19 protein-coding genes and 2 pseudogenes are annotated in these 19,028 nt (G+C 72.7%); 12 read left to right on the top strand and 9 right to left on the bottom strand.

Going from position 1 to position 19,028, the window contains the following annotated elements; all coding sequences use genetic code 11:
• Position 1: 1 nt before the first annotated feature.
• Together C1703_RS32010 and C1703_RS32005 are read right to left on the bottom strand one after the other, a co-directional pair.
• Positions 2-574: a (2Fe-2S)-binding protein gene (locus C1703_RS32010; protein WP_114256095.1), complete on the bottom strand. Its 573-nt coding sequence runs from the start codon at positions 572-574 to the stop codon at positions 2-4.
• Positions 574-1,464 carry a xanthine dehydrogenase family protein subunit M gene (locus tag C1703_RS32005; protein ID WP_114256094.1) on the bottom strand — a complete coding sequence of 297 codons (891 nt, stop codon included), beginning with the start codon at positions 1,462-1,464 and terminating at the stop codon, positions 574-576. Before C1703_RS32005 ends, C1703_RS32010 begins: the two co-directional genes overlap by 1 nt.
• 305 nt (positions 1,465-1,769) lie before the next feature.
• Here C1703_RS32005 and C1703_RS31995 point away from each other — a divergent pair, with 305 nt between their 5' ends.
• Entirely contained in the window at positions 1,770-3,443 is a 1,674-nt protein-coding gene (locus tag C1703_RS31995; RefSeq protein ID WP_114256093.1) for a PucR family transcriptional regulator ligand-binding domain-containing protein, read from the top strand.
• A gap of 149 nt (positions 3,444-3,592) precedes the next feature.
• Positions 3,593-4,381, top strand: coding sequence for a hypothetical protein (locus tag C1703_RS31990; RefSeq protein WP_114257689.1), 789 nt, complete (start codon positions 3,593-3,595; stop codon positions 4,379-4,381).
• Between the two features lie 11 nt (positions 4,382-4,392).
• Here the strand turns inward: C1703_RS31990 and C1703_RS31985 are convergent, their stop codons facing one another.
• On the bottom strand, positions 4,393-5,355 hold the full coding sequence (locus C1703_RS31985; protein WP_114256092.1) for a hypothetical protein: 963 nt from the start codon (positions 5,353-5,355) through the stop codon (positions 4,393-4,395).
• 3 nt (positions 5,356-5,358) lie between these two features.
• On the bottom strand, positions 5,359-5,931 hold the full coding sequence (locus C1703_RS31980; protein ID WP_114256091.1) for a TerD family protein: 573 nt from the start codon (positions 5,929-5,931) through the stop codon (positions 5,359-5,361).
• Positions 5,932-6,242: 311 nt separating this feature from the next.
• On the opposite strand from C1703_RS31980, the gene C1703_RS31975 reads away from it, so the two are divergent.
• Together C1703_RS31975 and C1703_RS31970 are read left to right on the top strand one after the other, a co-directional pair.
• A complete protein-coding gene (locus C1703_RS31975; protein ID WP_114256090.1) occupies positions 6,243-7,148 on the top strand; it encodes a hypothetical protein in 906 nt (301 codons plus the stop codon).
• Between the two features lie 73 nt (positions 7,149-7,221).
• A complete protein-coding gene (locus C1703_RS31970; protein ID WP_114256089.1) occupies positions 7,222-7,704 on the top strand; it encodes a hypothetical protein in 483 nt (160 codons plus the stop codon).
• Between the two features lie 47 nt (positions 7,705-7,751).
• Here the strand turns inward: C1703_RS31970 and C1703_RS31965 are convergent, their stop codons facing one another.
• Positions 7,752-8,723 (bottom strand): oxidoreductase, encoded by a 972-nt coding sequence (locus tag C1703_RS31965; RefSeq protein WP_114256088.1) that lies wholly within the window; start codon positions 8,721-8,723, stop codon positions 7,752-7,754.
• 54 nt (positions 8,724-8,777) lie between these two features.
• On the opposite strand from C1703_RS31965, the gene C1703_RS31960 reads away from it, so the two are divergent.
• Complete coding sequence (locus tag C1703_RS31960; protein ID WP_114256087.1) at positions 8,778-9,200, top strand: MerR family transcriptional regulator; 423 nt, start codon at positions 8,778-8,780, stop codon at positions 9,198-9,200.
• A 79-nt stretch (positions 9,201-9,279) separates the two neighbouring features.
• Here C1703_RS31960 and C1703_RS31955 read toward each other — a convergent pair whose 3' ends face one another.
• Positions 9,280-10,092 carry a GntR family transcriptional regulator gene (locus C1703_RS31955; RefSeq protein ID WP_114256086.1) on the bottom strand — a complete coding sequence of 271 codons (813 nt, stop codon included), beginning with the start codon at positions 10,090-10,092 and terminating at the stop codon, positions 9,280-9,282.
• 163 nt (positions 10,093-10,255) lie between these two features.
• On the opposite strand from C1703_RS31955, the gene C1703_RS31950 reads away from it, so the two are divergent.
• Together C1703_RS31950 and C1703_RS31945 are read left to right on the top strand one after the other, a co-directional pair.
• A complete protein-coding gene (locus tag C1703_RS31950) occupies positions 10,256-11,107 on the top strand; it encodes a (2Fe-2S)-binding protein (protein ID WP_114256085.1) in 852 nt (283 codons plus the stop codon).
• 304 nt (positions 11,108-11,411) lie between these two features.
• Positions 11,412-12,452: a DUF2637 domain-containing protein gene (locus tag C1703_RS31945; RefSeq protein WP_031121174.1), complete on the top strand. Its 1,041-nt coding sequence runs from the start codon at positions 11,412-11,414 to the stop codon at positions 12,450-12,452.
• 57 nt (positions 12,453-12,509) lie between these two features.
• Here C1703_RS31945 and C1703_RS31940 read toward each other — a convergent pair whose 3' ends face one another.
• A complete protein-coding gene (locus C1703_RS31940; RefSeq protein WP_232840652.1) occupies positions 12,510-13,001 on the bottom strand; it encodes an ATP-binding protein in 492 nt (163 codons plus the stop codon).
• A 428-nt stretch (positions 13,002-13,429) separates the two neighbouring features.
• Positions 13,430-14,056 carry a hypothetical protein gene (locus tag C1703_RS31935; protein WP_114256083.1) on the bottom strand — a complete coding sequence of 209 codons (627 nt, stop codon included), beginning with the start codon at positions 14,054-14,056 and terminating at the stop codon, positions 13,430-13,432.
• A gap of 35 nt (positions 14,057-14,091) precedes the next feature.
• Between C1703_RS31935 and C1703_RS31930 the strand changes: the two are divergent.
• The 5 genes and pseudogenes from C1703_RS31930 to C1703_RS31910 form a co-directional block, all read left to right on the top strand.
• Positions 14,092-15,692: pseudogene (locus C1703_RS31930) on the top strand (helix-turn-helix domain-containing protein).
• An 80-nt stretch (positions 15,693-15,772) separates the two neighbouring features.
• Positions 15,773-16,420: an RNA polymerase sigma factor gene (locus C1703_RS31925; protein ID WP_114256082.1), complete on the top strand. Its 648-nt coding sequence runs from the start codon at positions 15,773-15,775 to the stop codon at positions 16,418-16,420.
• On the top strand, positions 16,417-16,998 hold the full coding sequence (locus C1703_RS31920; protein WP_114256081.1) for a hypothetical protein: 582 nt from the start codon (positions 16,417-16,419) through the stop codon (positions 16,996-16,998). Before C1703_RS31925 ends, C1703_RS31920 begins: the two co-directional genes overlap by 4 nt.
• Positions 16,999-17,002: 4 nt before the next feature.
• On the top strand, positions 17,003-18,238 hold the full coding sequence (locus tag C1703_RS31915; RefSeq protein WP_114256080.1) for an acyltransferase: 1,236 nt from the start codon (positions 17,003-17,005) through the stop codon (positions 18,236-18,238).
• An 18-nt stretch (positions 18,239-18,256) separates the two neighbouring features.
• Positions 18,257-18,478, top strand: a pseudogene (locus tag C1703_RS31910) (transposase); the annotation flags it as partial.
• On the opposite strand, the gene C1703_RS31905 reads toward C1703_RS31910, so the two are convergent.
• Positions 18,466-19,014, bottom strand: coding sequence for a CocE/NonD family hydrolase (locus C1703_RS31905; RefSeq protein WP_232840651.1), 549 nt, complete (start codon positions 19,012-19,014; stop codon positions 18,466-18,468). The pseudogene C1703_RS31910 and the gene C1703_RS31905 overlap by 13 nt on opposite strands.
• Positions 19,015-19,028: the final 14 nt, after the last annotated feature.

Here is a 19,028-nt window from a genome sequence, read left to right as displayed (position 1 = left end):
ATCAGACCGCCTCTCCCTGCCGGGCGGCCGCCAGGCGGACCGCGTCCATGATCTTCTCGTAGCCGGTGCAGCGGCACAGGTTGCCCGAGAGGGCCTCGCGGATGTCCGCGTCGGTCGGGTTGGGGTTGCGCTCCAGCATCTCGTCGGCGGCGACCAGCAGGCCGGGTGTGCAGAAGCCGCACTGGACGGCGCCGGCGTCGATGAACGCCTGCTGGATCGGGGACAGCTCGGTGCCCTCGCCGGTCTGCGAGTCGGTGCCCTTGGCCTGCCACTGCTGGGCGTTCCGCAACGACGTACCGCACGCGTCACTCGCGCAGGAGCGCTGCTTGGCGTAGTCGGCGAGGCCCTCGACGGTGACGACCTCGCGGCCCTCGACCTGCCCGGCGGCGACCAGGCAGGAGCACACCGGCACACCGTCCAGCCGGACCGTGCACGAGCCGCACTCGCCCTGCTCGCAGGCGTTCTTCGAACCCGGCAGCCCGAGCCGCTCCCGCAGCACGTACAGCAGGGACTCGCCCTCCCAGACGTCGTCGGCTTCCTGCGGACGGCCGTTGACCGTGAAGTTGACGCGCATCAGGCAGCTCCCTCGGTGGTGCGGCGGGCGCCGCGGTAGGACTCCCACGTCCAGGTCAGCGTGCGGCGGGCCATGACGCCGACCGCGTGGCGGCGGTAGCTCGCGGTGCCCCGGACGTCGTCGATCGGGTTGCAGGCGGCGGAGCACAGGTCCGCGAACTGCTTGGCGACCGACGGGGTGATGATCTTCCCGTTGTCCCAGAAGCCGCCCTCCTCCAGCGCGGCGTTCAGGAACTCCTCGGCGGCCTTGGCCCGGACGGGTGTCGGGGCGGCGGAACCGATCCCGGTCCGCACGGTCCGCGACTCCGGGTGCAGGGCGAGTCCGAAGGCGCACACGGCGATCACCATCGCGTTCCGGGTGCCCACCTTGGAGAACTGCTGCGGCCCGTCGGCCTTCTTCACGTGCACGGCCCGGATCAGCTCGTCGGGCTCCAGCGCGTTGCGCTTCACACCCGTGTAGAACGCGTCGATCGGGATCCGGCGCGAGCCGCGCACCGACTCGACCTCCACCTCGGCGCCCGCGGCGAGCAGGGCGGGGTGGGCGTCGCCCGCCGGGGAGGCGGTGCCGAGGTTGCCGCCGACGCCGCCGCGGTTGCGGATCTGCGGGGAGGCGACCGTGTGCGAGGCGAGGGCGAGCCCCGGCAGCTCGGCGCGGAGGTTCTCCATGATCTTCGTGTAGGGCACGGAGGCACCCAGGCGCACGCTCTCCTCGCCGACCTCCCACTCGGAGAGGTCGCCGATGCGGTTCAGGTCCATGAGGTACTCGGGCCGGCGGTGGTCGAAGTTGATCTCGACCATCACGTCGGTGCCACCCGCAATCGGCACAGCTGCGGGGTGCTCGGCTTTCGCGGCGAGCGCCTCCTCCCAGCTGGCGGGGCGAAGGAAGTCCATGACCGGCTCTCTTCTTCGTCTTCTCGTGGGGCGTTCAGATTGAGCCAATCCGTGTGCGGCGGTCCCGGCTCGTTCATGTGCTGTTCACGCGTAATGGACTCAGTACACAGCGCCGTGCTCCGCCGGGTCAGTCACGGAAACCATGAAGGAGTTGGCTGGCCAGGAGAGGCATCTTGTAGATTCGTATGAACGGAGGCCATCGGAAACCTCCTCGTTTTCCTGTGGAAACGCGCGACACGACCGCGTGACCTGGAACACAGCCCGGACAGGGTTTGATTTCGAGACAAAGATCGGCGGCGACGAGAATGCGGCTGCGCGCACTGCTGGACACGGACGCGCTGGGCCTCAAGCTGCTCGGCGGCGAGGACGAACTGGATCGCGCCGTGCGCGGCGTGATGACCACCGACCTGCGCGACCCCAGCCGCTACCTCTCGGGCGGCGAGCTGGTGCTCACCGGCCTGGCCTGGCGCCGGGACGCCGCGGACTCGGAGCCGTTCGTGCGCATCCTGGTGCAGGCGGGGGTGGCGGCCCTCGCCGCGGGCGAGGCGGAGCTCGGCGACGTGCCCGACGACCTGGTCGCGGCCTGCGCCCGCCACCGCCTCCCGCTCTTCGCGGTGCACGAGTCGGTGGCCTTCGCGACGATCACCGAGCACGTCGTACGGCAGGTCTCCGGCGAGCGCGCCGGTGATCTCGCGGCGGTGGTCGACCGGCACCGCCGGATGATGACCTCCGGCCCGGCGGGCGGCGGCCCCGACGTGGTGCTGGACCTCCTGGGCTCGGACCTGGACCTGCGCGCCTGGGTCCTCTCCCCCACCGGCCGCCTGATCGCGGGCCCGAAGACCTCGGGCCCGGCCCTGCCCCCCGAGGCCTGCGGCAGGCTCGCGGCGGAACACCTGACCGCCACCCGCACGGGCCGCCGCGGCCCCCACCGCGTCATCCTGGGCGCCACCACCTACTCGCTCTTCCCGGTCCGCTCGACCGGCCGCTCCCCACAGACGCCCCGGGACGCCCGCGAGACCGTCCTCTCCGACTGGCTGCTCGCCGTCGAGGCGGACGCCGGCGACTGGGCCGAGGAGCGCCTCGACCTGCTGCACGGCGTCACCCAGTTGATCGCCGTCGAGCGGGACCGCCGGGACGCGGCCCGCACGGTCCGCCGCCGCCTCGCCCAGGAGGTCCTGGAACTCGTCCAGGCGGGCGCGGCCCCCGCCGAGATCGCCGCGCGCCTGCGCGTGGCCGCCCCCGTCCTGCTGCCCGGCCTCGGCACGGCGCCGCACTGGCAGGTGGTCGTGGCCCGCGTCGACTGGGACGGTGGCGCCATCGAGAGCGGCCCGGTCGCCCAGGCCCTGCTGGAGGAGATCCTGGTCGACCCCCGGGCCGCCGGGCCGGAGCACTCCGACCGCATCGCGGTCGCCCACACCGGCGACGAGGCCGTCGCCCTGGTCCCCCTGCCCGCCGTCTCCGCGGAGCACGACGGCTCGGAGACCGGCGTCCTCGCGGACGCGCTCCTGGAGTCCGTACGGGACCCCCTCACGGCCGGCCTCGACGGCGACGGCCGCCTCACCCTCGGCGTCAGCGCGGCGGTCCACTCGGCGGAGGGCCTGCGCGGCGCCCTGGAGGAGGCCCGGCACGCCCGCCGCGTCGCCGCGGCCAGGCCGGGCCGGGTCTGCGCGGCGGGCCACCAGGAACTGGCCTCCCACGTCCTGCTGCTCCCCTTCGTCCCCGACGACGTCCGCCGCGCCTTCACGGCGAGGCTGCTCGACCCCCTGCGGGACTACGACCGCCGCCACCGGGCCGAACTCATCCCCACCCTGGAGGCCTTCCTCGACTGCGACGGCTCCTGGACCCGCTGCGCCACCCGCCTCCACCTGCACGTCAACACGCTGCGCTACCGGGTGGGCCGGATCGAGCAGTTGACGGGCCGTGACCTGTCGCGACTGGAGGACAAGCTGGACTTCTTCCTGGCCCTGCGGATGAGCTGAGACTCGGGGCGTCCCGGCCCGAACACGGGGCGCCCCGGAGTCCCACGACTTTGTGAAATCCTTCACCCACCCTCTTGGCCCGGCCCGTCGATTCATGCTGAGATGCCGCCACCACTCAACAGCTCGATGGCGTGCTCGGGGAGGGCAACGTGGCGCATACCGCCATGTCTGGTAACGGAACGACCGCCGGTGACGATCCCCTCCAGACCGCGGTATGGCGGCTGCGCTCGCGCGGGTGCTGGTCCGACGCGGCCGCCCTGCTGCTGCCGGACACCCCCGCGGCGGCGCTGCAACGCGCCGCGCTGCTGGTGGAACGGTGTCTCTACACCGAGCAGGGCTGGGAGGAGACCGAGGACGCGCTGCGCACGGCCGAGGCGCTGGCGCACAGCGACGACGAGCGGGGCGCGGCCGCTTGTGAACGCGGGTACTTGGCCTACGCGGCGACGCTGCTGGCGGTGCGCGACCGGGCCGACGAGGCGCGGGCCGCGCTGGGCCGGGCGGCGGCGCTCATCCCTCCGGGGGCTCCGGCCCGTGCCCTGCTGGACTTCCGGCGCGGCCTCCTGGCGGAGAACCTGACGCGCTCGCCCCAGGCCGCGCGCGCCGCGTACCGCCGCGCCCACGCCGGGGCGACGGCCCACGCCGACCCGCTGCTGCTCTCCTTCACATGGCGGCACCTGGCGGGACTCGCCCTCCGGGACGGGGAGTTGGCGGAGGCGCGGCACGGCTTCACCGAGTCCCTGCGGATCCGGGAGGAGCTGGGCTACCTGGTGGGCACGGCCCCGGCGCTGGTGTCCCTGGCCGACACGGAGACGGAACCGGAGGCGTCCCGGCTGCGGGAGGAGGCACGCCGGCTGTTCCGGCTGCTCGGGGGCGTGCCCACGTGGCTGGCCCGGCAGTTGACCCCGATGCCTCCGGCGGCGGGGGCGGCGACGGCGTAACGGGGCCGGCGTCACGCCCCCGGGCCGGGAACCGGCGGACGCAGCGGACAGTTCGGATCCGGTGGCGCGGCCCGGTACGGTGCGAAGGCCCGGTCGGCGGCATCCCGGTAGGGCCGCCGGGACATCCGGGTGACAAGCTGCCACATGGCGCGTTCCTCGGACAGCTGCTGAGGCAGTACGAGCCCCAGCGCGTCGGCCAATGGCTTGCGGCCCAGGTTCACCATGGCCCGCACTGCGGCAGCCCACTCATCGGTGGCGTAGACCGCGGAGCGGTACCACAGGGGAATGAGCGCACACAGCACGACGCAGGTGACGGTCAACAGGGTCCGCTCGGCCTCGGCTGACGTCAGAGCCAGAAGGGCAAGGGCCGCCACCACCCCGTGGCCGTACAGCAACGCCACGAAGAAGTCCACGCTGGTCCGTGCCGTCTCCACCTGGCGGCGCGCCTGTACGGGTGCGGTGGCGCTCAGCTCGTTCCACAGCACCTGCGAATCGAGACAGAAGCGATTGTGGCCGTACTCCTCGAACCGGCGGATCGCGTTGCCGAGCCGGGTCGGGGCGAGCTGGCCGTCGTTCGCCGGATAGCGGACCAACTGCTCGTTGAGGAGCGCACGCTGGACCGGAGTGCGGCCGCCCGGGCGAGCGATCAGGGCGGCGATCGCTTCTTTGCGGGCCCGCTGGCGCCGGCATCCACGGTCGAACGCCGCGCGCGGCCACAGCAGATAACCCTCCAGGATCCGGTAGAGCGGGGTCTGGAGAGCGTGGAGCACGAAGCCGAGGAGAACGGCGGCGCAGAGGAGCAGCAGAGCTGTCTGACTGGCCGTATCGGGCCATACACGCTCGACGGCCGCGGTCCGTCGCAGGCTGGGGGCGACCGTGAGGAAGAAGACCGCGAGATTGAGCGCGGTGGGCAGCACCCAGCCGACGACCAGCGCCCACCCTCCCCCGAGGACGCCTTTGGCGATGTCACCCACGGGTCAGGACTCCTGCGGCCAGTCGTCGTCCGGATCGTTCTCCGGTCCGGGAGAGGTGTGCCCCCGGGGCATGAGGCGGTGGCCCGTGCCGGCCTCGAAGCCGTGGACGCCGGGGAGGAAGTTCCAACCGCCGGACTCGTCGCGTACGAACTCCCCGACCGTCGCCGCCGTCGACTCCAGGACGTCGCCGAAGTCGCCCTCGGCCAGGACGGTGTAGCCCTCGCGGATCCGCAGGGCCGGGTGGGGCACGCTGCCGAAGGTTCGGCGTGCCGAACGCTGCTGGATCACGACGTCGACCACTACGCGCGCGTACCGGCTGTCCAGCCGGTCGAGCTCCAGCGTCATGACCTGGTCCCAGCCGAAGCCCTTGCCTTCCCCGCTGTCCCGGGCGAGGCGGATGGCGCCGTCTGGGAAGCGGCTGTCGGAGCGCACCACGTGGGCGGGCTCGCCGTACGGGTCACCCGCCAGGTAGGTGGCGGCGACGAGGTCCAGATCGGCGGGCGGCTGCCCCGTCGGACCCGGGTCCCACTTCAGTGCGACTTCGGCCTTGCGGATCCCCTTGTCGAGGCCGTTCACCAGGCTTCCCCTTCCCCGTTCCCCGCGCTCTTCCTCAGCCCCAACTGCTGGACGGGCAGGGTTGGTTGTCCATCCTGCCACGCACGTTCACCGGTGCCTCGGAGCTGCCCGCGGGAGCAAGGGCAGGCGATCATGTCCGGAAAGCGGACCGGGTTCCGGAGCCGACCCCTGACAACTGTCAGGACCGGTGCCGTCGGCGGACTTCTAGTCTCCCGGTGAAGAGCCGGATCCGTGCCGACGACAGGACGACGGCGGCGGCGAAGGACCGCAGCGCCCGGACAGTTCCGTTCCCACCCACGCGAGAGGACGTCATGCGCAAGGCCGCGATCAGCCTGCTCCTCGTGTCGGCCGTCATCACCGGCTGTGGCGGTGCCCAGCCGACTCCGCCGGTCACGCCGTCCCCGTCGGCGGGGGGAGCCCGGCAACTGACCGATGCCGAGCAGGTGCGCATCTCGGACGCACAGCAACGGTTGATCGGCACGTGCATGAGACGACAGGGCTTCGAGTTCTGGGAGGCACAGCGGCTCAGCCTGGACGAAAGCCGCACCCTCGGCTATGTGCTGGACGATGTCGGCTGGGCCCGCAAGCACGGATACGGCAGCCGCATCCAGGCCAAGGAAGCGGCCGCCCGGGCTTCCAACCCCAACCTCGCTTACCGCAGGAGTCTCTCCGAGCAGCGGCGCCAGGCCTACGACGAGGCTCTGGACGAGGGGGTCGACGCGCCGGTGATCGCCGTCGAGATCCCCGGCGGCGGCACCGTGCGCAAGCGGATGGGCGGCTGTGTGGCCGAGGCCGAGAAGAAGCTGTACGGCGACCCCCGGGCCTGGTTCCGCGCGGAGAAGGCCGTCGGGCACCTCCGGGCGCTCTACGTTCCCCGGGTGCTGGCCGACCAGCGGTTCTCGGCGGCGCAGAACGCCTGGTCGCGGTGTATGAAACGCGCGGGGTACGTCTACCGGGACCCGGGTGCGTCCCGCCAGGCGGCGGTCGCGCAGGCTCACCGGACGGCTGAGGCCAAGGCCTTCGAGGCCGAGCGGAAGCTCGCCGTCGCCGACGCCGTCTGCGCCCGGGACACCGGCCTCCGCCCCATCGGTGAAGAGCGTGAGAGCCACTACGTCGCCCAGTTGCGCGACCGCTTCGGCGAAGCCCTCGACACGCACACCCGGTTGCAGCACCAGGCGCTCGACCGCGCCGAAAAGATCGTCGGCCCACGGGCCTGACTGTCCCTCACCTCCACGGCTCGTCCGTGGAACCGCATGCCTCGTCGCAGAGGCGGACACCAAGGAGTACATCATGCGCAGACCAGGTACGGCCGTCATCGTCATCGCCCTGACCTGCCTCGGACTCGTGGCACCGGCCACCTCTGCCACGGCGGCGACACAGGAGTACCGCTGTCAGCAGGAATGGCCGGGCCGTGACGGCAATGTGAGGGCCTGGACGGACTACGGCTGTGACGGGAACCTCCTCGGCGTGACACCGGGAGACGATCGCTTCTGGGGCGATAGCAGCGGCGCGTTCCAGTCCATCGCCTACAAAGAGGCGTCCTCCGTGATGAACAGCGGGTTCGTCGGGGGCAGGGACGTCGTCGCCTTCTACTACGACAAGGACTACCAGTACCAGAACGGCTACGTCTGCCTCGCTCCGGGAGAGATGTGGGCCGACAACCTCACGGACAACTACTTCTACAACAGGCCGGGGCAGGTCGTGAACGACCGCATCGGGTCTCACCGGTGGGTCACCGCCTCCGAGTGCGCGGCGGGCAGCTGGCTCACCTGACCGTCTTCGCCAAGGCCGTCATCGCCCGGCGCGCGCGGAGCGCTGGTTCATCGCGGGACCGGGACGGCGCCGGTCGCCGCGACGGACAGGTCCCACAGCCGTTCGGCCGCGTCGGAGTCGATGGCGTAGGCGCGCACTCCGCCGTCGTCCATGGGCGCGCCGGGGGCGCAGACGCGTGCGACGTCGCAGTCCTCGAGGTAGAGCCCGCCGCGGCCGTCGAGGAGGGGAGACGTGGCGGCCCACAGGCCGGTGGCGGCGCCTTGGGACGGTGTCTTGAAGCCGGCGCCGATGACGTCGCCGTGCTCGTCCACCCACCCGCGTTCGATCTGCTCCTGGAGCGTCATCTCCCGCTGGAGGCCGGTGATGATCTTGCCCGGGTGGAGGGCGAACGCCCGGACGCCGTCGGTGCGGCCGAGGGCGTCGAGCTGCACGGCGAACAGCGCGTTGGCGGTCTTGGCCTGGCCGTAGGCCAGCCACTTGTCGTAGCCGGTGCGGAAGTGCGGGTCGTGCCAGCGGATGTCGGTCAGGGCGTGCCCGGCGGAGCTGTTGACGACGACGCGCGCACCGCCGGCGGCGGCCAGCAGCGGGTAGAGCTCGCAGGCGAGGGCGAAGTGCCCGAAGTGGTTGACGGCGAGCTGGCTTTCCCAGCCGGGCCCCACCCGCCGCTCGGGGGTGGCCATGACACCGGCGACGGCCATGAGGAGGTCGAGCCTGTCGAGGGAGTTGTTGAGCCGCACGGCGGCGGCGCGCACGCTGTCGAGGTCCGCCAGGTCCATGGGGATGACGTCACAGCCGTCCACATCCGCGAGAGCGGCGCGGGCGGCTCCGGGCCGGCGTGCCGGAACGATGACCCGGGCCCCGGCGGCCGCGAGGCCCCGGGCGGTTTCCAGGCCGAGTCCGGAATACCCCCCGGTCACGAGGGCGGTCCTGCCGGAGAGGTCGAAGCCGGCCAGGACGTCCTCGGCGGTGCCGGCGGCCGAGAAGGGCGTGTCGAACGGCTGCTGATCAGTGATGGTCATGCCGACGACGCTAGAAGCTGGAGCGAGGTCTAGATCAAGTCCTAGGCTGGCGGCATGGCGACCACCGAATCCCGTGCGGAGTCACTGAGCATCGGCGAAGTGGCCGAGCGCACCGGGCTCAGCGTGCACGCGTTGCGCTTCTACGAGCGCGAGGGCCTGCTGGTCGGACCGGTCCGGCGCACCGCGAGCGGCCGACGGCGATACACCGCGGCCGATGTCGAATGGCTGCTGATCTGCGTCAAGCTGCGGGAATCCGGGATGCCGCTGGCGGACCTCAAACGGTTCGCCGAGTTGGTCCGGCAGGGTCCCGGCAACGAAGCCGAACGGCTGCGGCTCCTCGACGCCCATCAACGGCGCGTCGAGGGACAGATCCAGGCGCTGGAGGAGTGCCGCTCGCTCATCGCCTGGAAGGTCGGGGTCTACGCCGAGCACCTCGCCCGCGGCGAGGCCGGCGGACTGTGGGACCCGACGGCCTGAGACAGCGCCCCGCTCAGCCGCCCGACGGCCTGGGGCAGCGCCCCGCTCAGCCGCCCGACGGCCTGGGGCAGCGCCCCGCTCAGCCGCCCGCCGCCCCCGCGAAGTGCTCCCCCACCAGCACCCGCACCACCTCCAGATCCCGGGCGATCAACGCGTCCAGCAACGCCGTGTGCTCATGCGCGTCCGCCACCAGGTCCGCCCGCCCCCGGGCCCCCGGCCCACCCCCGACCAGCGGCCACTGCGCCCTGCGGTGCAGGTCCTCCGCGATCTGCACCAGTTGCTCGTTCCCGGAGAGGCACAGCACGGCCCGGTGGAACCTCCGGTCGGTCTCCGCGTACGTGGCCCGGCAGCCGGTGGACGCCGCGCGGACCGTCGCCTCGGCGAGGGGGCGCAGCTCGGCCCAGCGCTCGGCGGGCACGGTACGGGCCAGCCGCAGCATCACCGGGACCTCGATCAGCGCCCGCACCTCGGCCAGTTCCGCCAGCTCCCGCGCTCCCCGCTCGACCACCCGGAACCCACGGTTCGGCACGACCTCGACGGCCCCCTCCAGGGCCAGCTGCTGCATCGCCTCCCGTACGGGCGTCGCCGAGACCCCGAACCGCTCGCCCAGCACCGGCGCCGAGTACACCTCCCCGGGCTTGAGATCGCCCGCCACCAGCGCGGCCCGCAGCGCGTCCACGATCTGCCCGCGCACGGAGGCCCGCTGGACGACGGCCCGGACCCGCGGCGCGCACGGCGCGGACGGCTCGCTGTGCGTGTGCTCCCCCCGCACGGCCCCCGCCTGCTCCGGCACCCGGGCCTGCCCGGCCGGCACACCCGCCCCGGACCCGGCACCCGCCCCGGCACCTCGTGGAACCCCCGTCCCGGCGGAGCCCTGCGCGCCCTGCTTCAAGGGTCCTCCTCCGGACGTATCAGTACTTGGCGTCATTACGGCGGCTTGTTACTCGCCCGTCAAGCACCATAAGCGCACCGACCGCCAGTTCAAATCCCAGCGATCTTGGGTAAGGTAAGGCTTACCTCCAAACGCCCCTCAATAGACGTGGATCGGTGATCGCATGCCCGTGCCCCGTTCGGCCGTCTCCGGCGCCTACGCCCGCCTGGCCGAGATCCTCCCGGGGCTCGCCGTCACCGAACTGACCCCCGAAGAGGAGACCCCGCGCGGCGGCGGCTGGATCACGGCCGCCGACCTCGCGGCCGCCGGCCCCGCCCTGGACACGTACCTGGCCTGGGACGACGCCCAGATCGAACGGGACTACGACCAGCGGGCCCGCCCCGACGTCGTCGCCAGCTTCGGCCTGCACCGCTACGCCTGGCCCGCCTGCCTCCTGATCACCGCGCCCTGGTTCCTGCACCGCAGGGTCCCCCGCTACCCCGTGACGCACGTCTCGTACGACCGCACGGCCCCCGGCCACGCCCTCGGCCGCATGGCGGTCCGGCCGGCCGGTTTCGCCTGCCTGCCCGACGACGAGGCCGCCGCGCTGCCCGGCGCCCGGGTCGTCCCGGACGAGGAGGCGCTGCGGGCCGAGGTGCGGTCGGCGGTCGCCGAGCACCTGGAGCCGGTCCTGACGGGCTTCGGCCCAAGGATGCGGCGCCGCGGCCGGGCCCTGTGGGGCATGGCGACCGACGAGATCGTCGAGGGCCTGTGGTACGTCGCCCAGCTGCTCGGCGGGATCGAGGAGCGGCGCGCCATGCGGGAGCTGGAGCTGCTCCTGCCGGGCGCGACGAAGCCGTACGTCGGCACGGCCGCGTTCCGGGAGCTGACCGGCCCGGGCGGCGAGCCCCTGCGCACCCGGGACCGCGCGAGCTGCTGCATGTTCTACACCCTGCGCCCGGAGGACACCTGCGCCACCTGCCCGCGCACCTGCGACGCGGACCGGGTCACCAAGCTCCTGGCCACGGCCAGTTGACACCCTGTCGGACAACGCGCCTCCCGGCGTCCCGTAGGATCATCACGGAACCGGACACCCACACGCCCACAGGCGATTCACAACTTCCTCACGGGTCACGGGAACTTTCCGGAGAACCACCCGTACGGGTATTCTTGCTCGAACTCAACTCCCGCCCCTCAAGCGGCAGTTCGAGCAGAACGCCGCCCTGGGCATTCCCTTGCACTTCCTTGGCGGCCTCTTGCCCCGAAACCCCCTGAGGGCCGGTGGGATTGGGCCACTATGGCGGGCGTTACGCCCTATCCCCATGCAAGGGACCACCCACATGAGACTGACCGACATATCGCTGAACTGGCTGCTTCCGGGCGCCGTGCTTCTCCTGGGCATGCTGGCGGCGGTGGCGGTGCTCGCGCGCGGCAAGCGCTCCTCGGTCAAGGACACGAGCGCGGACGATTCCTGGGAGCGCAGCGAGGAACGCCGCAGACGCAAGGAGGCCGTCTACGGCACCGTCTCCTACGTCCTCCTGTTCTGCTGCGCGGCCGTCGCCGCCGCCCTCTCCTTCCACGGCCTGGTCGGCTTCGGCGAGCAGAACCTCGGCCTGTCCGGCGGCTGGCAGTACCTCGTCCCGTTCGGCCTGGACGGCGCGGCGATGTTCTGCTCCGTGCTCGCGGTGCGCGAGGCCAGCCATGGTGACGCCGCGCTCGGCTCCCGGATACTGGTCTGGACGTTCGCGCTCGCCGCGGCCTGGTTCAACTGGGTGCACGCGCCCAGGGGCGTCGGCCACGACGGCGCCCCCCACTTCTTCGCCGGCATGTCCCTCTCCGCGGCGGTCCTGTTCGACCGCGCGCTGAAGCAGACCCGCCGGGCCGCCCTGCGCGAGCAGGGCCTGGTGCCGCGCCCGCTGCCGCAGATCCGTATCGTGCGCTGGCTGCGGGCCCCCCGCGAGACGTACAAGGCCTGGTCGCTGATGCTGCTGGAGGGTGTGCGCAGCCTCGACGAGGCGGTCGACGAGGTCCGCGAGGACAAGCGCAAGAAGGACGCGGACCGGCAGCGCCGCCGCGACCAGCAGCGCGTGGAGCGGGCCCAGCTGAAGGCGATCAGCCGCGGTCACCGCGGCTACCTCGGCCGCGGCGGCGGCCGGCAGCTGGAGGTGCAGGTGGAGCGCGGCTCCTCGCAGGTCTCCGCGGAGCCTGCCATATCCGCGCCGGAACAACTGCCCGTCCGCTCGCGTCCCTCCCTGCAGCCCGTTCGCCACGGAGCTGACCCGGTGACCGTCGACCTCACCGCGGAGGACGACACCATGGCGCTGCCGCGCCTCGACTCCCTGGAGCGCAAGCTCAAGGACCTGGAGCAGCAGTTCGGCTGAGCGAGCCGCAGCGGAAGAGGAGGGGGCGTGGCCTGCGGGCCGCACCCCCTTCGGCGTTCACGCCGCCTCGGCCGCCAGCTCGAACCAGACGGCCTTGCCCACCCCGTGGGCCCTGACCCCCCAGGCGTCCGCGAGGGACTGCACGAGGAACAGGCCCCGGCCGTTCGTGCCGTCGTCGGTGACCGGCAGGCGCAGCCGGGGTCTGCGGGCCACGAAGTCCCGCACCTCCACGCGCAGTCCGCGGGGGCCGACGGTGGCCGTCAGGACCGCGTCGTGGTCGGTGTGGACGATCGCGTTGGTGACGAGTTCGCTGGTGAGCAGTTCCGCTATGTCGGGAAGATCGGATCGCCCGGGCCTGCCCCACTGCCGGAGCAACTCCCGCAGGGCCCTGCGGGCTTCCGGTACGGCCCTGAGGTCCGCCCGCCCGAGTCTGCGCCTCAGCTGTGGCGCCGGCACCTGCTCCGTGACGTCGTCGGCCTTGTCCTCCACCGTCTTCGCCGAGAAGGCCCCTATCGCTACGGGACCGCCTCCTCGTGCCTGCCTCTCCATGACCCCCGCCCGCGCGCCGATGTCGGTTCCCCTCCTGCTCGAACACGTTCACGGGGATCCATGCCCCATCGGACACGCGACAGTCATGTCGAATTGTCAACGACCAGGTGTTCGGCCACGGGAGCGGGGCGGGCGGCCCGGGTGGCGGGGCGCTGAACGGCACGGCAGTGGCGGAGAGGGGGACAAGAGGGTAGCCGGTCCGGGTCCCCGGGCGGATCCTGACCGCCGGAGATCGGACGATGGGCCGACGGCCGGCTGCCGATCCCTGCGTACGCGGTGAAGAGCTGGGGCGGCGGGGCGGAGTGCGCGGTGCCGCGGTGAAGTTGGCCGAAGTACGACGGTCCGCACGGCCGTCATGAGCAGGACGGGGCCGCCCTCCCCCACCCCCGTGGCGGGAGGACGGCCCCGGTCTTCCGGCGGAGGCGCGGTCAGTACAGCTTGTTGACGGCGGTGGTCGTCGTCTTCTTGAAGGCCTCCACGGGAGCGCTGTCGAAGAAGCCCATCTGGCCCCACGACACGACGGTGACGGTCCTGCCGTCCCGTCCGACGGACAGCAGCGAGATGTCGGTGGCGCCCCAGGACGTCTCGGTGTACACGCCGCGGACGCGCGCCCCCTCCTCCACGGGCAGCGGACCGTAGTCCCGGCCCTCGGCCTCGACGACGTCCGGGTCGTTCTTCTCGATGCGGTCGGCGCAGGTGCGGATCAGGTCGTCGTAGTGCTTCGCCAGGGCCTTGGCCAGGGCGGGCGTGTCCGCCACGACGGTCAGCTGCACGGCGCTGGTCTCCAGGTCGGTCCGGAACTCCCGGTGCCGGTAGTCGTAGGAGGTCACGCCCTCCGTGTCGACGCAGGAGCCGAGTCCCTGCGGGAACCCCTCCGTGACCGGGCCGGCCGTCCAGGCCGAGGTCGGGTGCGGCGGCAGCTCGGACGCCGACAGGAACTTGGGCGAGGCGGTCTTCGGTGCGGCACCGGCCGCCGGTGCCGTGAACATCGTGCCGACCGTGAGTGCGGCGACGGCGAGTGCGGTGAGCGCGCCTGCTCGGATGCGCATGGACATGAGTGTTCCCCCGTGGGTGAGTGCGTGGATACCGGATGCCGCGGCGACGCCGGTGGTCGTCCGGCCTGGTCGGCGCGGCACCAGAAGCATCAGCCGTCACGGCGGGCGTGCGCAACAGCCGGCGCCCGGTCCGGCGGGGTGGAACCATCCCAGCCCCTCTGACGTGCAGGTACATGGGTGCCTGGGATGCCGTCCCGGGCGGGGGACCACACGAGGACGGGGGAACGGTGCCGGCACACGACGAGGTCGACGACGTCGGGGAGTTCGCGGCGCGGTTGCGGGCGCTGAAGGAGCGCACGGACCGCAGTTACGGCTCGCTGGCCCGCCGTCTGGCCATGAACACCTCGACGCTGCACCGCTACTGCGCGGGCGAGGCGGTCCCGCTCGACTTCGCCCCCGTGGAGCGTTTCGCGGCCCTCTGCGGGGCGTCCCCGAGGAACGCCTGGACCTCCACCGCCGCTGGCTCCTGGCGGTGGAGGCCCGCCGACGGCCTCGCACGGCGAGTACGGCGAGTACGGCGAGTACGGCGAGTACGTCCAGTGCCGCCGGCACGGCGGAGGACACACTGCCCGACGCGGCGGAGGAGGAAGAGTCCCCGATCCCGGCGGACACGGCGGACACGGCGGACCCGACCGGCACGCCACGCACGGCGGGCGACACCGCGCTCGGGCAGGAGACGGCCCCCTCCGGCGAGACCCCGCTCCCCCGCCGCCCCTGGTACCGCCGCAGACGCATCGCCGTCGGGCTGGCGGCCGCCGGCGCGTTGCTCGCGACCCTCGGCAGCCTCTCCGCGCTGCCGGACGGCCGCCGGACACCCGCCGACGACCGCGCCCGTGCCGTCGGCCCGTCCGCGACCGGCACGGCGGAGGCCGAGGCGCCGGACCGCCGCACCGCCCCGCCCACGCCGGGCAACTCGTCCACCACCGAACGGCCTTCACCGTCCGCCACCCCCAAGAAGAAGGAGCCCTCCCCCGCCCCCTCCTCCCGCACCACCCCGCCCACCGGCAAGGCGCCTTCCGGCCCGCCCCTCACCTGGTCCGCCGACTCCCAGGCCTGGAAGCTCGGCTGCGGTCACGACTACGTCGTCGCCAGGCCCCCGAGCCGGGTCGCCCCGCCGCCGCCCCCGCAGGACGCCGGCGCCTGGGCGGCGGCCCACGGCGCGGTGCACGGCGGCGAGACGCTCGTCGAACTGTCGGTGCAGGGGCGGTCCGACACGGCCGTGGTGCTGCACGCGCTGCGCGTGCGCGTGGTGGGGCGCTCGGCACCCGTCCAGGGCAACGCCTACGCCATGGACCAGGGCTGCGGCGGCTCCGTCACCCCGCGCCACTTCGCCGTGGACCTGGACAAGGACCGCCCCCTCGCCCACGCGGTCCCCGGCAGCGACGCCGGCACGCCGATCCCGGCCGTGCGCATGCCGTACCGCGTCTCGGCGCAGGACCCGGAGGTGCTGCTGGTCACCGCCCGGACGGCAGGCTGCGACTGCCGCTGGTACCTGGAGCTGGACTGGTCCTCCCAGGGCCGCCGGGGCACGGTCCGCATCGACGACGACGGCCGCCCGTTCCGCACCAGCGGCATCGCCGGCCTGCCCCGCTACACGTACGACACGTCCGCGCGCCAGTGGACGCCGTACAGCTGACCGCCTCTGTCTCCCCTGTAACGCTTTCCGCGCCTCGTTCCAAGAACAAGTGACGTGCCTTCGACGACAAGGTGACACCTGTGGATGACGCGGAACGGTTACGGGGCGGGCCCGCCGCGGCGGTGCGGGACCCGCGGCTCTTCGAGGAGTTCTACCGGCGCCACGTGGACGCGGTGATGCGTTTCGTGGCCCGGCGGGTGGACGACCCGCACACGGCGGCCGACCTTACGGCCGAGATCTTCCTCGCCGTCCTCGACTCGGCCCACACCTACCGGCCGCGCCTCGGCAGCGAGACCGCCTGGCTGTACGGCATCGCGCGCAACGTCGTGTCGTCGGAGCGCCGCCGGGTCGCCCGGGAGACCGAACGCGACCTGCGCATCTCCGGGCGGCGGTTGCTGGAGCCGGACGACATCACCCGCATCGAGGACAGACTCGACGCGGAGAGCCCGGGGCGGCGCGCGCTGGCCGCCCTGGCGAGACTCCCCGAGGGCGAGCGGGCCGTCATGGAACTGATCGCGGTGGACCAGCTGACGGTCACCGAAGCGGCGGCCGCGCTGGGCATCCGCCAGGTCACCGCCCGGGTCCGGCTGCACCGGGCGCGCAAGGCGCTGCGGGAGGAGTCCGCCGCCCGGGCCGCCGGGACGCCCCCTCCGGCCGTACCGGCACGTCCCACGGGGCCGGAGGCGCCGGACCCATCGCTGCTGCACGTCGCAAGGGGAGAAGCATGAGCACGAGGACGACGTTCGAGGACCGGCTGCTGGACGGGCTGAAGCGGGAGATCGAGCAGCGCGGGGCCGGAACCGGGCGGAGCGGGGCGGGGGTTTCCCGGCGGCCTGGGTTCGCCCCGCGCCGGATCGCCGTCGTCGCGCTGGCCTGTGCGACGGCCTGGCTCGCCACGGTTGCCGTGCCCGGCTCGCCGGCCGAGTCGACGGCGTACGCGGTGGCACCCCGCGGCGACGGCAGCGTCAGGCTCACCGTCAGGGACCAGGACATGAGTGTCGAGGCCCAGCGGGAACTCGCGCGGAAGGTGAGCGCGTGGGGCGTTCACGTGACGGTCGACGTGCTCCCCTCCGGCCACGTCTGCGAGCGCAGCGCAGTCACCGGGATCCCGGCAGTCGACGAGCAGGGCAACCGCGTGGTCCTCATCCCCCTGAAGGCGCGCTGGGACGTCACCTTGCGTCGGGGCAACGTCCTGGCCTTCGAGAACATCAGGGGCGAATCCCGGCCCCGCGCGGTCGAGTTCTACCGGACCAGGGCCGAGGCCGAGCCCTGCGTTCCGGTGCGGGTCGAGCTGCCGAAGGACTAGCCGCATGACCATCGCCACCGCCGGCCCGGCGCGGCTGGGCTGGCTGGACGCGCTGCGCGGCCTCGCGGCGCTCGTCGTGGTGTTCGACCACTCGGCGTACACCTTCCTGGCGGACTTCCGGCGGGAGCTGATGCCGCAGTTCAACACCAGTCGCTACGGCATCATGGTGTTCTTCCTGGTGAGCGGTTACATCGTCCCGGCATCGCTGGAACGCCGGGGCTGCGTCCGGACGTTCTGGATCGGACGGGTGTTCCGCGTGTACCCGCTGTGGGCGGCCGTCGTCACCGTGTACCTCGCCGTCGTTCTCCTGGGCCTCGCGGAGGGCCGTGACCTCGGCGGGCAGAGCGCGGCCGCGGTGGCCGTCGCCCACGTCACGCTGCTGCAGGAGCTGCTGGGGACGCCCGGTCTGCTGCTCGTCCTGTGGACCCTCTCGTACGAGATGTGCTTCTACCTGCTGGTCGTCGCCCTGTTCACGGTCCGTCGGCACCGCGGGTCCGCGTCCGCCGCCGTCGTCCTGGCCGTGCTCGCCGCGGTGAGCGTGGCGGTGGGAGTGGTGCCGCCGGCCTCCGCCCTGTCCGGCAGGGCCGGCACCGGCCCGCTGATCGCGTGCGCGTCGGTCGCCGTGGTGGTCGCCATCGGCTGCGCGAGTTCCGGGTCTCCCGTGCTGCGGGCGTTCGGGGGCGTGCTGGGCGCGGTGCCGGCGCTCGTCCTGGTCCCGTTCAACGGCACGATCCCGCTGTGGGAGGGTCTGGTGATCCTCGCCGTGATGTTCCTCGGCAGCGCCGTGCACCGTGCCGAGCACGGTCAGACCACCTGGCGCCGTGCGGCGGGCGCCGCCCTCGTGGTGGTCGCCTGTGCCGTGGCGAGTGCCTATCGGTACGGCGACGGCGACCACTTCACGCGGCGCGGCTGGCTCACGGCGTTCCTGCTGGCCGTGCTCACCTTCGGCGCCGGGCTGGCCGCGCGCCGCCGGCGGATCCCGCGGGTGCTGACCGGCCTGGGAACGATCAGCTACTCGGTCTATCTGGTGCACCCGGTGCTGCTGGCGGTGATCGACGGCACGGTCGGCCGCCGCCGGCAGGACCAGCTCGCGCTGCTGGTGGCGTTCTTCGCCGTCCTGCTGCCCCTGTGCGTGCTGACCCACCGGTACGTCGAGGCGCCGGGCCAGAACTGGGGCCGCAGGCTGGCCCACCGCCTGCGGGACCGCGACGCTCCTAAGACGTCGTTTCCTTTGGCGTGATCGCTCGTTGAGCCGCGCATGACGGATCTGGTCGAGCGGTTGGTACCGGACGAGTTGTGGGTGCTGTTTCGCCGAGTGGTCCCGCCGACGGAGATGAAGCGTCCGCAGGGCGGAGGCAGACGGCGGGCGGGAGACCGCGCATGCCTGGCGGCGATCATCTTCGTGGCCACCTCGGGGTGCACATGGCGGCAGTTGCCCCCGGTGTTCGGCCCGGCCTGGCCGACGGTCTACCGGCGCTTCGCCCGGTGGGGCTCACACAGTTTTTCCTGCATGTACGGGCCGGGCCCGCGTCCGTGGAGGTAGTGGTCGAAGAAGGTCCTCTGCCGCTCGATCGAGGCGGGGTCGTAGTAGTGGGCCCATTTCTTGCGGCCGTGGACCTCCAGCCACTTCTCCTGCGAGGAGATGCGGCGGAAGCCTTCGAGCGCGCCCCCGGTGTGCAGGCCCTGGTCCGACCAACTGGCGACGACGAACGCGGGCACCTGGATACGTTCGAGTTGTGCGCTCTTGGACGCCCAGAACTCGTCGTAGAACGGGTGCGCCTCGGTCTCGGCAGATCCTCGATCTGGGTGGTGCTCGCCCCCCCCCAGCGGCCCTGGATGTAGGGTCAGAACCAGGTTTCGGGGATGCCACCGTGCCGGACCACCTCGCGATAGGTGTCCGTCCAGCCTTCCCACGGGTTGATCGCGGCCAGGTGCGGGGGATTGAGCTCGGCGACCCGCCACTGCGAAACGGTCAGGTAGGAGACTCCGGACAGGCCGACCTTCCCGGTGCTCCATGGCCGGGTGCCGGC

Source organism: Streptomyces sp. Go-475 (assembly GCF_003330845.1).
Lineage (GTDB): Bacteria > Actinomycetota > Actinomycetes > Streptomycetales > Streptomycetaceae > Streptomyces.
The sequence above is the reverse complement of the archived record's forward strand: the minus strand, read 5'-3'. Positions and strand labels throughout refer to the sequence as shown.